This window comes from Citrobacter koseri ATCC BAA-895, assembly GCF_000018045.1.
Lineage (GTDB): Bacteria > Pseudomonadota > Gammaproteobacteria > Enterobacterales > Enterobacteriaceae > Citrobacter_B > Citrobacter_B koseri.
Window position 1 is genome coordinate 4,624,606 of the sequence record NC_009792.1, and the last position, 16,392, is coordinate 4,640,997.

At 55.4% G+C, this 16,392-nt stretch carries 14 protein-coding genes; 6 read left to right on the plus strand and 8 right to left on the minus strand.

The genetic code is table 11. The features are described from left to right. Nucleotides 1-22 precede the first annotated feature (22 nt). The 6 genes from CKO_RS21450 (at nucleotide 23) to araD (ending at nucleotide 6,174) form a co-directional block, all read left to right on the plus strand. Complete coding sequence (locus CKO_RS21450; protein WP_012135716.1) at nucleotides 23-952, plus strand: DUF4862 family protein; 930 nt, start codon at nucleotides 23-25, stop codon at nucleotides 950-952. Between the two features lie 105 nt (nucleotides 953-1,057). Continuing rightward, on the plus strand, nucleotides 1,058-2,377 hold the full coding sequence (locus CKO_RS21455) for an MFS transporter (RefSeq protein WP_047460323.1): 1,320 nt from the start codon (nucleotides 1,058-1,060) through the stop codon (nucleotides 2,375-2,377). Between the two features lie 90 nt (nucleotides 2,378-2,467). Beyond that, complete coding sequence (locus CKO_RS21460; protein WP_012135719.1) at nucleotides 2,468-3,973, plus strand: FGGY-family carbohydrate kinase; 1,506 nt, start codon at nucleotides 2,468-2,470, stop codon at nucleotides 3,971-3,973. Continuing rightward, complete coding sequence (gene ulaD, locus CKO_RS21465; RefSeq protein ID WP_012135720.1) at nucleotides 3,970-4,632, plus strand: 3-keto-L-gulonate-6-phosphate decarboxylase UlaD; 663 nt, start codon at nucleotides 3,970-3,972, stop codon at nucleotides 4,630-4,632. Before CKO_RS21460 ends, ulaD begins: the two co-directional genes overlap by 4 nt. After that, nucleotides 4,625-5,485, plus strand: a complete 861-nt coding sequence (locus CKO_RS21470; protein ID WP_012135721.1) for an L-ribulose-5-phosphate 3-epimerase — start codon at nucleotides 4,625-4,627, stop codon at nucleotides 5,483-5,485. Before ulaD ends, CKO_RS21470 begins: the two co-directional genes overlap by 8 nt. Further along, on the plus strand, nucleotides 5,479-6,174 hold the full coding sequence (gene araD, locus CKO_RS21475; RefSeq protein WP_012135722.1) for an L-ribulose-5-phosphate 4-epimerase: 696 nt from the start codon (nucleotides 5,479-5,481) through the stop codon (nucleotides 6,172-6,174). The genes CKO_RS21470 and araD overlap by 7 nt, the downstream gene beginning before the upstream one ends. A gap of 85 nt (nucleotides 6,175-6,259) precedes the next feature. Here araD and CKO_RS21480 read toward each other — a convergent pair whose 3' ends face one another. From CKO_RS21480 to CKO_RS21515, 8 genes are all read right to left on the minus strand, one after another. Further along, on the minus strand, nucleotides 6,260-6,673 hold the full coding sequence (locus tag CKO_RS21480; protein ID WP_012135723.1) for a winged helix-turn-helix domain-containing protein: 414 nt from the start codon (nucleotides 6,671-6,673) through the stop codon (nucleotides 6,260-6,262). Nucleotides 6,674-7,252: 579 nt separating this feature from the next. After that, on the minus strand, nucleotides 7,253-8,791 hold the full coding sequence (aldB, locus tag CKO_RS21485; protein ID WP_012135724.1) for an aldehyde dehydrogenase AldB: 1,539 nt from the start codon (nucleotides 8,789-8,791) through the stop codon (nucleotides 7,253-7,255). 215 nt (nucleotides 8,792-9,006) lie between these two features. After that, nucleotides 9,007-10,158 carry an L-threonine dehydrogenase gene (gene yiaY / locus CKO_RS21490; RefSeq protein ID WP_024131056.1) on the minus strand — a complete coding sequence of 384 codons (1,152 nt, stop codon included), beginning with the start codon at nucleotides 10,156-10,158 and terminating at the stop codon, nucleotides 9,007-9,009. Nucleotides 10,159-10,344: 186 nt separating this feature from the next. Next, a complete protein-coding gene (gene selB, locus CKO_RS21495; protein WP_012135727.1) occupies nucleotides 10,345-12,192 on the minus strand; it encodes a selenocysteine-specific translation elongation factor in 1,848 nt (615 codons plus the stop codon). Next, nucleotides 12,189-13,580, minus strand: a complete 1,392-nt coding sequence (selA, locus tag CKO_RS21500; protein ID WP_024131057.1) for an L-seryl-tRNA(Sec) selenium transferase — start codon at nucleotides 13,578-13,580, stop codon at nucleotides 12,189-12,191. Before selA ends, selB begins: the two co-directional genes overlap by 4 nt. 99 nt (nucleotides 13,581-13,679) lie before the next feature. Beyond that, on the minus strand, nucleotides 13,680-14,288 hold the full coding sequence (locus tag CKO_RS21505) for a glutathione S-transferase (RefSeq protein WP_012135729.1): 609 nt from the start codon (nucleotides 14,286-14,288) through the stop codon (nucleotides 13,680-13,682). A gap of 174 nt (nucleotides 14,289-14,462) precedes the next feature. After that, complete coding sequence (locus CKO_RS21510) at nucleotides 14,463-15,599, minus strand: HlyD family secretion protein (RefSeq protein ID WP_012135732.1); 1,137 nt, start codon at nucleotides 15,597-15,599, stop codon at nucleotides 14,463-14,465. A gap of 2 nt (nucleotides 15,600-15,601) precedes the next feature. Beyond that, entirely contained in the window at nucleotides 15,602-15,979 is a 378-nt protein-coding gene (locus tag CKO_RS21515) for a DUF3302 domain-containing protein (protein ID WP_012135733.1), read from the minus strand. Nucleotides 15,980-16,392: the final 413 nt, after the last annotated feature.

Below are 16,392 nucleotides of genomic sequence, written 5' to 3' on the forward strand. Positions count from 1 at the left end.
AACGTTATCTTTGGAGCACAACATGAAAACGAACAATACCGGTTATATTATCGGTGCGTATCCCTGTGCACCCTCATTTCACCAAAAGAGTGAAGAGGAAGAGAAGGAATTCTGGCGGCAACTCTCCGATACTCCTGATATTCGTGGGCTGGAGCAACCCTGCCTTGAACATCTTCACCCACTCGGCGACGCGTGGTTATTGCGCCATACGCCAGGCAACTGGCAAATCGTCGTGACGGCGATTATGGAGACCATGCGCCGTCGCGGTGAAAACCGCGGCTTTGGGCTGGCCTCCAGCAATGAAGATCAGCGTCAGGCCTGTGTGGCGTACTATCGCCACCTTTACCAGAAGATCACGACAATCAACGCGGCAAGCGCCGGGAAAGTGATCGCGCTTGAGCTGCACGCCGCACCGCAGGCCGATAACCCAAACGTCGCGCAGGCAACGGACGCATTTGCCCGTTCAGTGAAAGAGATCGCTGGCTGGGACTGGCCGTGCGACCTGGTGCTGGAACACTGCGACGCGATGACCAGCGCCGCGCCGCGCAAAGGATTCCTGCCTCTGGACAACGTGCTGGAGGTGATTGCCGACTACGACATCAGCGTTTGCATTAACTGGGCGCGTTCCGCCATTGAAGGACGCAACACCACCCTGCCACTAACCCATACGCAGCAGGTGAAACAGGCTGGCAAACTCGGCGCGCTGATGTTCTCCGGTACAACGCAAAGCGGTGAATACGGCGAATGGCAGGATTTACATGCGCCTTTCGCACCTTTCTGCCCTGACAGCATGATGACGCAGGAACATGCCCGTGAATTACTGACCTGCGCAGGAACAGACGTTCTGCAATTCATGGGTATTAAGTTACTGGAAATTAACGCTAATGCCGACGTCAGTCACCGCGTAGCGATATTACGCGACGGCATTACGGCATTAAATAACGCCAAATAATAAGACGTTGCCGGATGGCGGCGTAGGTCTGATAAGCAAAACGTCATCAGGCATTAAATAATTTACTTTTCATCGCCAGAATACTTACTTTACGAGAATACGAAGATGAATATGACCTCTCGCCCTACAGAAAAAGATATACCTCGTCAGCGTTGGCTGCGAATTATTCCGCCCATTCTGATTACCTGTATTATTTCTTATATGGACCGCGTGAATATTGCTTTCGCGATGCCTGGCGGAATGGATGCCGAATTAGGTATTTCCGCCACTATGGCCGGTCTGGCTGGCGGGATTTTCTTCATCGGCTATCTGTTCTTACAGGTTCCCGGCGGCAAAATCGCCGTTCACGGCAGCGGCAAGAAATTTATCGGCTGGTCGCTGGTTGCCTGGGCGGTTATTTCCGTCCTCACAGGCTTAATCACCAACCAGTATCAATTGCTTGCCCTGCGTTTCTTACTGGGTGTGGCGGAAGGCGGCATGCTGCCCGTCGTACTGACGATGATCAGCAACTGGTTCCCGGACGCTGAACGCGGTCGTGCGAACGCCATTGTGATTATGTTTGTGCCGATTGCCGGGATTATCACCGCCCCGCTCTCCGGCTGGATAATCACCGTACTCGACTGGCGCTGGCTGTTCATTATTGAAGGTCTGCTCTCTCTCGTCGTGCTGGTGCTGTGGGCGTACACCATTTATGACCGGCCGCAGGAAGCCCGCTGGATCTCCGGGGCGGAAAAAAACTATCTGGTGGAAACCCTCGCCGCAGAACAGAAAGCCATTGCCGGAAGCGAAGTCAAAAACGCCTCTCTCAGCGCGGTCCTTTCCGACAAAACCATGTGGCAACTTATCGCCCTGAACTTCTTCTATCAGACCGGGATTTACGGTTACACCCTCTGGCTGCCAACCATCCTCAAAGAGCTGACCCACAGCAGCATGGGGCAAGTCGGTATGCTCGCCATTTTGCCATACGTCGGTGCGATCGCCGGGATGTTCCTGTTCTCTTTCCTTTCCGACCGCACGGGTAAACGCAAACTGTTTGTCTGCCTGCCGCTGATTGGCTTCGCCCTGTGCATGTTCCTGTCGGTGGCGCTGAAAAACCAAATCTGGCTGGCCTATGCCGCGCTGGTCGGCTGCGGCTTCTTCCTGCAATCGGCGGCGGGCGTTTTCTGGACGATCCCGGCACGTCTGTTCAGCGCCGAGATGGCGGGCGGCGCACGCGGCGTTATCAACGCGCTTGGCAACCTCGGCGGCTTCTGCGGCCCCTACGCGGTTGGCGTACTGATCACGTTGTACAGCAAAGATGCGGGCGTCTATTGCCTGGCGATCTCCCTGGCGCTGGCCGCGCTGCTGGCGTTGTTGCTGCCCGCGAAATGCGATGCGGGTTCGACACCGGCAAAGACAATGAGTCCGCGTAAACACGCCGCGTAACACCATGCCCGGGGCGCAGCGCTTACCGGGCCTACAAAACCCGTAGGCCGGATAAGCGTGGCGCCATCCGGCAAAAATGAGACATGAAAGATGAGAGAGAAAGAGGCCTTCTGGCTGGGCATCGATTGTGGCGGTACTTATCTGAAAGCCGGTTTGTATGACGCCAAAGGTCATGAGCATGGGATCAACCGGCAGTCGTTACAGACGGCAACGCCACTGCCGGGTTACGCCGAACGCGACATGCACCAGCTCTGGCAACAGTGTGCAGCCACCATTACCGGGCTTTTGCAGCGTACAGGCATCTCCGGCGAGCAAATTAAAGGCGTCGGTATCTCCGCTCAGGGTAAAGGACTGTTTCTGCTCGACAGGCAGGATCAGCCGCTGGGCAGCGCCATTCTCTCTTCCGACCGCCGGGCGCTGAAGATTGTCCAGCGCTGGCAGCAGGACGGCATTCCTGAACAGCTTTACCCCGTTACCCGCCAGACGCTGTGGACCGGGCATCCCGCCTCTCTGCTGCGCTGGATTAAAGAGAACGACCCTCAACGTTACGCACAAATTGGCTGCGTGATGATGGGGCATGACTATCTGCGCTGGCGCTTAACCGGCATAAAAGGGTGCGAAGAGAGCAACATTTCTGAGTCCAACCTCTACAACATGAGCAGCGGGCAGTATGACCCGCGCCTGACCCAATGGTTGGGCATCAGTGAAATCGACGATGCGCTGCCCCCCATTATGGGGTCAGCCGAAATATGCGGGGAGATCACTGCTCAGGCAGCCGCCATCACCGGTCTGAAGGCGGGCACGCCCGTCGTCGGCGGTCTGTTTGACGTGGTTTCCACCGCGCTCTGCGCCGGTATTGAAGATGAATTCACCCTCAACGCGGTGATGGGCACCTGGGCGGTGACCAGCGGGATCACCGAGGGGTTGCGCGACCACGAAGCGCACCCTTATGTCTATGGCCGCTACGTCAACGACGGGCAGTACATCGTTCACGAAGCCAGCCCTACCTCATCCGGCAATCTTGAATGGTTTACCGCCCAGTGGGGCGAACTCTCTTTTGACGAGATCAACCAGGCCGTCGCCAGTCTGCCAAAAGCGAGCGGCGAGCTCTTTTTCCTGCCGTTTCTGTACGGCAGCAATGCCGGGCTGGAGATGACCTGCGGCTTTTACGGCATGCAGGCGCTGCATACCCGCGCGCATCTGCTACAGGCCATTTACGAAGGGGTGGTGTTCAGCCACATGACCCATCTCAACCGTATGCGCGAACGCTTTACTGAGGCGCACACCCTGCGCGTGACCGGCGGCCCGGCGCACTCCGACGTCTGGATGCAGATGCTGGCGGATGTCAGCGGCCTGCGCATCGAACTGCCGCAGGTTGAAGAGACCGGCTGCTTTGGCGCCGCGCTCGCCGCCCGCGTCGGCACCGGCGTATACCGCAGTTTCAGCGAGGCTCAGCACGCCTTACGGCACCCGGTACGCACGCTGATGCCCGACATGGCCGCGCACCGTCTTTATCAGCGCAAATACCACCAATACCAGGATTTGATTCAGGCATTACAGGGCTACCACGCCCGCATTAAGGAGCACGCATTATGAGCCGACCATTACTGCAACTGGCGCTCGACCACACCAACCTTCAGGCGGCGCTTCACGATGTCGCCCTGTTACAGGACCACGTCAATATCGTTGAGGCTGGCACCATCCTCTGTTTAACCGAGGGGCTTGGCGCGGTGAAAGCGCTGCGCGCCCAGTGCCCGGATAAAATCATCGTTGCCGACTGGAAGGTGGCCGATGCGGGTGAAACGCTTGCGCAGCAGGCTTTTGCCGCAGGCGCCAACTGGATGACGATTATCTGTGCGGCGCCGCTCGCCACGGTGGAGAAAGGCCATGCCGTCGCGCAATCCTGCGGCGGTGAAATTCAAATGGAGCTGTTCGGCAACTGGACGCTGGACGATGCCCGCGCGTGGTATCGCACCGGTGTGCGTCAGGCGATTTACCACCGTGGGCGCGACGCGCAGGCCAGCGGACAGCAGTGGGGAGACGCGGATCTGGCACGGATGAAGGCGCTTTCTGATATTGGCCTGGAGCTGTCGATTACCGGCGGCATTACGCCTGCCGATCTGCCGTTGTTTAAAGATATTCGCGTCAAAGCATTTATCGCCGGGCGCGCGCTGGCAGGGGCGGCGCATCCGGCACAGGTTGCTGCCGGGTTCCACGCGCAAATTAACGCCATCTGGGGAGAGCAGCATGCGTAATCATCCGTTAGGTATCTATGAAAAAGCGCTGGCAAAAGACCTCAGTTGGCCGGAGCGCCTGGTGCTGGCGAAAAGCTGCGGCTTTGACTTTGTCGAAATGTCGGTGGATGAGACCGACGAACGCCTGTCGCGCCTGGACTGGAGCCCCACGCAGCGGGCGTCGCTGGTGACCGCCATGCTGGAAACCGGCGTGGCCATCCCGTCAATGTGCCTGTCCGCGCATCGTCGCTTTCCCTTCGGCAGTCGCGATGAGGCCGTACGCCAGCGGGCGCGCGACATCATGACCAAAGCGATTCACCTGGCGCGCGATCTGGGTATCCGCACCATTCAACTGGCGGGTTATGACGTCTATTACGAAGAACATGACGAAGGTACGCAACAACGCTTTGCCGAAGGGCTGGCGTGGGCGGTGGAGCAAGCCGCAGCGGCGCAGGTGATGCTGGCGGTGGAGATCATGGACACCGCCTTTATGAACTCCATCAGCAAATGGAAAAAATGGGACGCGCTGCTCGCCTCGCCGTGGTTTAGCGTTTACCCGGATGTCGGCAATCTCAGCGCCTGGGGCAACGACGTCGCCGCTGAGCTGAAGCTCGGTATTGACCGCATCGCCGCCATCCACCTGAAAGACACGCAGCCGGTGACCGAGAACAGCCCCGGTCAGTTCCGCGACGTGCCGTTCGGCGAAGGGTGCGTGGATTTTGTCGGCATCTTCAAAACGCTGCATGAGCTGAACTACCGTGGCGCGTTTTTGATTGAGATGTGGACGGAAAAGGCCAAAGAGCCGGTGCTGGAAATTATCCAGGCGCGGCGCTGGATAGAAGCGCGTATGCAGGAAGGAGGATTCACATGTTAGAGCAGTTAAAAGCCGAGGTGCTGGCAGCCAATCTGGCGCTTCCGGCACACCATCTGGTGACATTCACCTGGGGTAACGTCAGCGCCGTAGATGAAACGCGAAAACTGATGGTCATTAAACCTTCCGGCGTTGAATATGACGTCATGACCGCCGACGATATGGTGGTGGTGGAGATCGCCAGCGGCAAGGTCGTTGAAGGCAGCAAAAAGCCCTCGTCCGATACGCCGACGCATCTGGCGCTCTATCGTCGTTATCCGCAGATCGGCGGAATTGTGCATACCCATTCCCGCCATGCAACGATCTGGTCACAGGCGGGTCTTGACCTGCCCGCCTGGGGCACCACGCATGCCGACTATTTCTATGGCGCAATCCCCTGTACCCGGCTGATGACCGTGGAGGAAATTAAAGGGGAATACGAATACCAGACGGGCGAGGTAATCATCAAAACCTTTGAAGAACGCGGTCTGAACCCAATGCAGATCCCGGCGGTATTAGTCCATTCACACGGGCCATTCGCCTGGGGGAAAGACGCCGCTGACGCCGTGCATAACGCCGTGGTGCTTGAGGAGTGCGCCTATATGGGGCTGTTTTCCCGCCAGCTCACGCCGCAGCTACCGGATATGCAGCCAGAATTGCTCGACAAACATTATCTGCGTAAACACGGCGCGAACGCCTATTACGGGCAGTAAGACAATAAAAAAATCCCTGGGCGTAAAACGTCCAGGGTAAGAATCCGAAGGCGACATCACGCTACGGAATAAACGGTTACTGACCTCAGCGATATCGGTATTGATAATCTACATTGTCCACCACACTATAAAGCGGTTGAATATCATCCAGTGCCAGTATGTATCCACTTCCTTTCACGCAGACAATTGAATTCTTCGGTAGCCCCAGCAGACTTAATTTATTATTTAGATTTTTGACGACTTTAGATAAACGCTGCGTGGAAGCACATAATTCATTTTTTTCCCAAACGTTGATGAGTAATTCATCCTTTGAGACATATTGAGAACGTGCATTGACCAAAAGGTAAACAAACAGATGGAGCATTGTCCGATTAAAAAACACTCCACAGAAAGAGATGACGCTATCCATTTTATTAACCGGCAGCCGGAAAATTCGAGCTTCGTTAATATCAAGGAATATTTCCCTGCCAATCATAAATCCATGTAACTGATATTCCATACTTTAGATACTCACGTTGAGCTAAACCAGAGATACCTGCTCATGTTCACCTCCTCCTTGATTATTGTGTAAGCCTCAAGTGTAAAAAAAAGCAATTTATTTTCAATAGTTAACCGACACAACTCTTTTCCCACACCTTTCTGATGGGGTATAGGTTTAATAGCTGAAAAACATATTTGTATAAATTAATGTAATTACTAAAGACAAACGATTAGCAGTATAAGCTAAATAGACAGGGCCGGTGCATGTGACAATTAAATATTATATATTTATCTCAAATTACAGTTAATAATCCTGCGACGGGTTCCCAACGACCGAACAGCGGCTTCACTCTCTCCGGCAAATCTGCCCGATGGCGCTGCGCTTATCGGGCCTACATGTGCGATTTCCCGTAGGCCGGATAAGGCGAACCTCATGCCCGATGGCGCTGCGCTTATCGGGCCTACATGTGCAGTTTCCCGTAGGCCGGATAAGGCGAACCTCATGCCCGATGGCGCTATGCTTATCGGGCCTACATGTGCAGTTCTCCGTAGGCCGGATAAGGCGAAGCCGCCATCCGGCAACGTGGTTATACGGCGCTTAAAACAGCCCCAGCGGTTTATCGGAATAGCTCACCAGCAGACATTTGGTTTGCTGATAATGCTCCAGCATCATTTTGTGGGTTTCGCGGCCAATCCCCGACTGCTTATAGCCGCCGAACGCAGCATGCGCCGGGTAAGCATGATAGCAGTTGGTCCATACGCGTCCCGCCTGAATACCGCGCCCCATTTTGTATGCCAGGTTGCCGTTACGACTCCAGACCCCGGCGCCAAGCCCGTACTGGGTGTCGTTAGCCAGTTCCAGTGCTTCCTCCATCGTCCTGAAGGTCGTCACCGCCAGCACCGGGCCAAAAATCTCCTCCTGGAAGACGCGCATATTGTTCTTACCAAACAGGATGGTCGGTTCGAGGTAATAGCCCTCTTTCAGCTCTCCTTCCAGCTGCTTGCGCCGCCCGCCGGTTAACACATCCGCGCCTTCTTTCTTACCGATATCAATGTAGTTGAGGATGGTTTCCAGTTGACCCTGGGAGACCTGCGCGCCCATCTGCGTAACGCTGTCGAGCGGGTTACCGCTGCGAATGCTTTCGACGCGACGAATGGCCCGCTCCATAAAGCGCTCATAAATAGACTCCTGTACCAGCGCACGGCTCGGGCAGGTACAAACTTCGCCCTGGTTAAAGGCAAACAGCGCAAAGCCCTCCAGCGCCTTGTCGAAAAACGCATCCTCTTCATCCATCACATCGGCGAAGAAGATATTGGGGGACTTACCGCCCAGCTCCAGCGTTACCGGAATAATGTTTTGTGTCGCGTACTGCATGATCTGTTGCCCGACTTCCGTCGAACCGGTAAACGCCACCTTCGCGATCCGCTTCGACGTCGCCAGATATTCGCCGATCTCTCCGCCCGCGCCGTTCACGACGTTGACCACGCCCGGCGGGAGCAGATCGCCAACGATTTCCATCAGCAACAGAACCGAAAGCGGCGTCAGACGCGCAGGTTTGAGCACTACGCAGTTCCCCGCCGCCAGCGCCGGGGCCATTTTCCAGCTCGCCATCAGCAGCGGGAAGTTCCACGGGATGATCTGCCCCACCACGCCCAGCGGTTCATGGAAGTGATAGGCCACCGTTTCGCTGTCAACTTCGCTGATACCGCCCTCTTGTGCGCGGATACAGGACGCAAAATAGCGGAAATGGTCGATCGCCAGCGGCACGTCGGCGGCGCTGGTTTCACGGATGGGTTTGCCGTTATCCCAGGTTTCCGCCGTTGCCAGCAGTTCCAGGTTTTGCTCCATGCGATCGGCAATCTTAAACAGAATCGCGGCGCGATCCTGCACGGACGTATGCGCCCACTGTTCTTTCACTTTATGCGCGGCATCCAGCGCCAGATCGATATCTTTTTTGCCGGAAGAGGCGACTTCACACAGCAGTTGCCCGGTCACCGGCGTCAGATTCTGGTAATACTCGCCGTCTACCGGTGCGACCCAGTCTCCGCCGATAAAGTTGTCGTAGCGGGCTTTTAATTTCAGAGGAAAACCATACTCGCCGGGCTGAATACGCGTTGAAGGGGGATTATTGGTCATGACCGTCTCCTTACTGTAGGGGTACTACAAAGGTTAGACGGGACTGGCGAAATCTTCGCCAGCCTTTTACTGCTTTACGACTGCGGTCACGATATAGATAAGCGGATGTTTAAGCCGTTTCACCTTACCGCACAGTGTAGGCCCGATAAGCGCAGCGCCATCGGGCATGACGCCGGAATGACACGATGCGTATCGTATATCCGGCAATCACTCAATTACATCGCCGCGTGGTAAATCGCCATGATCTCGTCGTGGGTCGCCTGAATAGGGTTGGTCAGGCCACAGGCGTCTTTCAGCGCATTGGTCGCCAGCACGGAAATATCTTCTTCTTTCACATTCAGGTCGCGCAGACCCGCCGGAATGTTGACCTGCTGCGCCAGTTGACGGATAGCGTCAATGCACGCTTTCGCGCCGTCGGCTTCACTCATCCCGGTTACATTAACGCCCATCGCAGCCGCACAGTCGCGCAGACGGCCTGCCGCGACCTGGCTGTTAAATACCTGAACGTGCGGCAACAGCACCGCATTACATACGCCGTGCGGCAGATTGTAGAAGCCGCCGAGCTGGTGCGCCATCGCGTGGACATAGCCCAGAGAAGCATTGTTAAACGCCATACCAGCCAGGAATTGCGCATAGGCCATCGCTTCGCGCGCCTGCGCGTTGCTGCCCTCTTCCACGGCAATCGCCAGGTTTTCCGCAATCATAGAGATGGCTTTCAACGCGCACGCATCAGTAATCGGCGTTGCGGCAATAGAAACATAGGCTTCAATGGCGTGGGTTAACGCATCCATGCCGGTCGCGGCGGTCAGCGATTTTGGCATCCCCATCATCAACGAAGAGTCATTCACAGAGAGCAGCGGCGTAACGTGTTTATCCACAATCGCCATCTTAATATGGCGCGCTTCGTCGGTAATGATGCAGAAGCGGGTCATTTCTGATGCCGTTCCCGCCGTCGTGTTGATGGCAATCATCGGTAGCTGAGGTTTCGCGGAGCGATCCACGCCTTCATAGTCGCGGATGTCGCCGCCGTTCGCCGCCACCAGCGCGATGCCTTTCGCGCAGTCGTGCGGAGAGCCGCCGCCCAGCGAAATTACGCTATCGCACCCGTGTTCTTTCAGGAGTTTCAGCCCGGCAGCCACGTTTTCGGTGGTCGGGTTCGGCTGCGTGCCATCATAAATAACGCTGAAAATATCGCGTTCCTGCAACGCTTTCTGAATATCTCCAGCCATGCCTAATGTTGTTAACATGCTATCCGTGACAATTAATGTACGGCGAAAACCATATTCCGCCATGGTATTCATTGCTTCTTTTAATGCACCAGCGCCGATTACATTCACGGAAGGAATAAAAAATGTTGAAGCAGCCATTGTACCATCCTTAATTACTGAAATAAGGCTGGCAGCATACGGATGAACCTGTCGTGAAAATATGATCGCTGTTGTTATTTTCCCATTATAAAATATAAAAAAGCACATTAGGTTCATCGCCTGTTGTGCTTTATATAATTCAAGAAAATAATTGTATTAATTCATTTTCTATTTTAATAATTCGTATCATTCTTTTGCCGGAAATAATAACGCATCGCGTAATAAATGATCGTTTCCGCGACGGCGCGTGAATCCTGTCCGGTCAAAATACTCCAGAATCTGAATGGCGAGTTTTCGTCCAACATTCAGCCGATCGCGAAAATCAGCGGCGCAGGTCGAGCCTCTCTCCTGATCCAGTTCGCGGATCAGGTTCGCAAAAGCGACAATCCGATCGTTACGGTAATAACGATCTTTCACGATCGCGGTAATCATGCCCTGCTGTGCCGCCTGTCGCAGCACCTGCCGCATAACTTGCTCGTCCACGCCCTTTTCTTTCGCCAGATCGCGCACCCACCAGGGGTCGTCGCCAAACAGCGGCTCAATGTTTTGCCAGACGGCCTGCTGCTCGTCGCTGAAACCGGCTTTGTGATCCGGTAAATGCAACCAGCCATGGTGGCTGTGAATCACGCCGCTTTCACGCATACGGTCGATGAGCAGCAGCACCAGCGCTTCGTCTTCCATCGGGAGCGCCATGCGCCGCAAACGCTCGCGCCCTGGGCCGGGTTCATCGCGATGATGTTCGTGGTACATCGCGAGCGTATCCAGAATCTTACGCTGCCAGCGCGCGGCGACAGGGGCATTCAACAGGCTGTAACCCGCCTGAATAAAACCATGCTGTTCAATAAGCTGGCGCATACCGTCGCCGTTGAGCTGCCGTGCCCACACGAAATCAGGAATATTCACCGCGCCGCGTTCGAGATGCGTCGCCAGCGCGGCGCTGTCATCCCTGGCGTTTTCCAGCGCCGACAGCCATTGCAGATATTCCGGTTTACGTTTACCGCGACGCGGCGAGTTGAGCGTCACCACGCGTGCGCCAGCAAGCGTGGTTCGGGCAGAAATATCGCGTAATACCAGCCGATCGTTATCGGCAAGCCATAGCGGCGTATCGAACACCAGTTCCGCCAGCGTGCCCTCCAGCAGGGAAATACGTCCGGTGACATGGCTGGCGGCGTGGTGAATATGCAGCGGTTGCCATTGCACGAGCGGCGCAGCATGTTCTAACGAAACGATGACGCGTGAAAAGGCATCCGGCGGTACGTCAGAGAGAAGCCAGTCGCCACGGTTAAGCTGCTCTTTTTCCGCATCACCCGCGATATTCAGCGCAATACGCTGTCCGGCATGAGCGTGTTCAGTCGCCTGATTCTGCGCATGCAGGCTGCGCACGCGCATTGGCTTATTCACACCGGTCAGCCACAGCGTATCGCCGACGTTCACTTCGCCGCTGAGCGCCGTACCGGTCACCACCAGCCCTGCGCCTTTCACCGTAAACGCGCGATCGATCGCCAGGCGGAAGCTCTGATGGCCGGGATGCGCGCGGCCCGCCAACTGCCGTAAATGCTCGCGCAATGCCTCAATACCGCGCCCTTCATTCGCAGCGGTGACAAACAGCGTCGCGTCGGCAAACCCGTAATGGCCCAGCGTCGCCAGAATCTCTTCCCGCACCTCTTCTATTCGCGCGTCGTCCACGCGGTCGGCTTTGGTCAGCGCAACCGTAAGCTGCGGATTGCCCGTCAATTGTAAAATTTGCAGATGCTCGCGGGTCTGCGCCATCACGCCGTCATCGCAGGCGACAACCAGCAGCGCATGATCGATACCGCCCACGCCCGCCAGCATGTTGGAGAGAAACTTTTCATGACCGGGAACGTCGATAAATCCCAGTACGCGGCCATCCGGCTGCGGCCAGTAGGCATACCCCAGATCGATAGTCATACCGCGTTTTTTTTCTTCCGGCAGGCGATCGGCATTCACGCCGGTAATCGCCTGTAATAGCGTTGTTTTTCCGTGGTCAACGTGTCCGGCGGTTGCAATAATCATTTCAACATCATCTCCATAAACCGGGTCTCGTCTTCAAGGCAGCGGATATCCAGCCACAGGCGACCATCGTAAATTCGGCCAATGATCGGGACGGGCAGCGCGCGCCAGCGAGCCGCCAGCGCCTCAAGACGGCTTCCGCGCCCGTCATGCGGCGTAAAGGTCAGTGCCGCGCTGGGCAGCCGATCAACCGGCAGCGAACCGCTGCCGATCTGCGACAGGCAAGGCATCACGTTTACCGCGAACTCCGCGCTAAAGCGTGTGGCAAGCGCCGCCTGTAGCCGCTGCGCCTGCGCCTGAATCGCCGCTTCACTGCGGGTTAACAGCCGCAGCGTCGGCAGTTTCTCCGCCAGCGCTTCCGGGTGCAGGTAAAGCCGCAGGGTTGCCTCCAGCGCCGCCAGCGTCATTTTGTCGGCACGCAGAGCCCGCTTCAGCGGGTGGCTTTGCAGTTGCGCAATCATCTCTTTCTTGCCGACAATGATCCCGGCCTGCGGCCCGCCCAGCAGCTTGTCGCCAGAGAAGCTGACCAGGCTGACGCCTGCGGCAATCAGCTGCTGCGGCATCGGTTCTTTCGGCAAGCCGTACTGACTGAGATCCACCAGCGAACCGCTGCCCAGATCCGCCACCACCGGGATATCCAGCTCCAGCCCAATAGCGGCCAGCTCTGCCTCATCCACCGCTTTGGTGAAGCCTTCAATACTGTAATTACTGGTATGCACTTTCATCAACAGGCCGGTGTTTTCATTCACCGCCTGACGATAATCTTTCGCGTGAGTCCGGTTGGTGGTGCCCACCTCATGCAGCGTACAGCCCGCCTGACGCATCACATCAGGAATACGAAACGCGCCGCCAATCTCCACCAGTTCGCCACGCGATACCACCACCTCTTTACCGTTCGCCGTCGCCGCCAGCATCAGCAACACGGCCGCCGCGTTGTTGTTCACAATACAGGCGTCTTCCGCCCCGGTAATGCGACATAACAGATCCGCCAGCGCCCGATCGCGGTGCCCGCGCCCGGCGCCATCCAGATCATATTCCAGTGTGACCGGAGCGCGCATTGCCTGCGCCACCGCGTCAATCGCCTCTTCCGCCTGCTGCGCTCGCCCCAGATTGGTGTGCAGCACCGTTCCCGTCAGGTTAATCACCGGACGCAGCGCGCTTTGCGCCTCTTTCTCCAGCCGGATATTCACCTCTTGCGCCCAGTTCTCGCACCACGCGGGCAGCGCCTGCGTATCGCGAATCGCTTCCCTTGCTTCATCCAACATCTGGCGAAGCAGATCCACCACCCTGGTGTGCCCGTGGGTGTCACGTAAAGAAAGAAAAGTGCTGTCACGCAGTAAGCGATCGATAGCAGGAAGCTGGCTGTAGAGTGAACGCGTTTCGGTTGTCATGAAAAAGGCCTGGCTGTTGGTGGCCCCCTCCGGTGCGGAGAGGGATATCGACATGAGGGGGATTGTACCGTGAGTTTGCTCAGGCGGACATAATGCGCATCAAGCCTTTGGCGGTTCCGTGCGGGCAAAACTTTCGCGTTGAAAGAGCGTTTCCACCAGTTTGACTAAGTGCGGTCTGTCCACACACCAGCCCGGCGCCACGCGGCGGAAATTGAGGTAGCCCACGGCGCAGGCAATGGCGATGGTTGCCAGATTCACGGTATCGGTCTTAATCGTCCCGTCCACCAGATAGCCTTCCAGCGCGTCCAGGCTACGGTTGATTTTCTCGCGCTGGCGCAACAGTTCCGTTTCAGACTGCTGCGCCGCCGGGCGCGCCTGTTCACGCACGGAAACCAGACCGGCATCCATAATGCCGTCCGCCAACACTTCAATCTGCCGTACTTTCAGTGAGGCCAGCGGTTCACGCGGAATCATCACCGGAGCAATATCCAGTAACTCAATATATTCGGCGATTATCGGGGAATCGAACCAGCACTCTCCCTTATCCGTCACCAGCGCGGGGACTTTGCCAAGCGGGTTGTACTGCGCCACGCCGTTTTCCGCGTTGTAGGGAAGTTCATTCACAAATTCGAAAGTGATGCCCTTTTCCAGCAATAAAACCGAAATCTTTCGCACAAAAGGGCTGGTATAGCTGCCGATGAGTTTCATGCCGTGTCCTTTTTGCCAACAAAAAATAAAGTGGTATCAATAAATCTTGCCTTAGTTTTGCCGGATGGCGGCGCAAGCGCCTTATCCGGTCTACACATTGCAGACATTGTTTCTGTCGGTCTGATAAGCATAGCGCCATCAGGCATTTTTACTAAAAAGCAGGTGACGACCCGCTTAATGATCCAAATAAAGATAGTGCATCCAGCTGGTCATGCGCAGTAACACCTTACGCATCACGGAGACATGGGCGAAGTGATCGGAGTAAACCGCAACCTGGGCGTAAATGCCGTCAGGCAGGGCATCCACATCGCTATTCGGCTCCAGCTCAATCAACGCAAGCACGCCGTCCATCCCCGGCGTTACGCTTAAGGACTGTAATGTTCCCTGCGCCTGGTAAGAACCGCCGGGCACAACCGGTAAAATACTCAACAACTTGCCCTGGAATACCTGGCCGGGCAGCGCATTGAACACCACTTCTGCCTCATCTCCCGCCTCAAGACGTAATAATGAGTTCTGCCGGAACTGGGCGACAATTTGCCGTTTTTGTTCGGGAATAAAAACCATTACCGGGCGCAGCGGCAGCGCGGCGGCATAGCTACCGGGCCGGATGAGCACCTGGGTCACATAGCCATTGCTCGGCGCGCGAATAACCGTCTGTTCAAGATTGTATTTCGCCTCGGCCAGCTGCGCCCGCAGGCTGACGATTTGCGACTGCTCGCCATCGACCATGCTGTCCAGTTGGCTCTGGATCTGCGTTTGCTCAGCAACAGAACCTTTTACCATCGCATCCTGCGCTAAATAGTTTTGCCGCGCGTTATCGATATCGCTTTCAGAGAACGGATTCACCCTCGCCTGACTGCCTTTCAGATAGCGCTGATAATCCTTATAGAGGCGGTCGCGTTCTGCGGACACCCGCGTGGTATTGGCCTGAGCCTCCGCTAATTGCGCCTTCAGGGTATGTATATTATGCGTGGCCGTGACCAGGTCAGCCTGTAACCTGTCGACCCGCGCCTGATACCGCACGGGATCGATTTTGAATAAAACATCGCCTTTTTTAATCAGCTGATTATTTTTATCCGTTACCTCACTCACAATACCTGTTACCTGCGGCGTAATGGGAATAGAAATAACCGCTTTCTGCGCCGTAAAAGTATAGGGGTGGTTATAGTTCATTAATAATATAAGTCCGCTAACTAAAAATACCCCGCCTAATGCCGCCGTGGAAAGTGTCCATTGGTTCACCGGAATCCTGAATATTTTAAATACCGCCCAGGCTAATGCTACGTAGGTCAAAACAATCAACAGATCCATGATTAGCTCTCCGACGGGGGAATATCAGGGGACTGTACCTCAGCCAGCTTTCGCTCCAGCGCTTCCACACGTTTCGACAAGGCGATAAGTTCCGGGTCAGGCTCCGGTTCTGGCTCAGGTTCCTTTTCCTGTGGTGAAACATGCGCTTGCATGCCCCAGCCCCGTTCAGGCTGATAAAGCGTGGCCCAAATCCACAGAAACGGCCAAATAACATGAAGCGTAAACAGACTGACCCAACCAGCAGTATGAATAGCATCAGCATGGGGGTGGTTTCGTTTTTTAGCGATCAGATAAGGGATGTCATGAATCATGATGATTCCATAAAAAATCACCAGAAAAACAAAGATCAATACTCCTAACGCGAAATAATTTAGAAACATACCTGCTCCGGCTTCACGCTAATAAGAGTGTTAAATGACAGGCGGCGTATTACGATTCCACCGATATTTTGAACATAATTCGAGTCCGCCATTTTCGCCATCAAACCAAAAGATAATTTTGCACGGCGAGAGGTTGCTCAATTACACATCAGAATGAAGCATGAGGCGGAATCTGCTTAAGATCACACCACACAGGTTTCGGATGAAAATATCTTGTGATTTAGATCACAAAAATCCAACAAACCCTCAAATCAAAAATGTGAAACAGTTCACATTTAAACGCTATTTCCACCAGTGATTCCGGGTTTGTTGTTTTTTTACACAGCCGTTTTGTGATCAATATCACATCAATAACCACCATCCACCCTATATTCATGTGATCCAAATCACACAACAAGCCAGCAACTGGACAG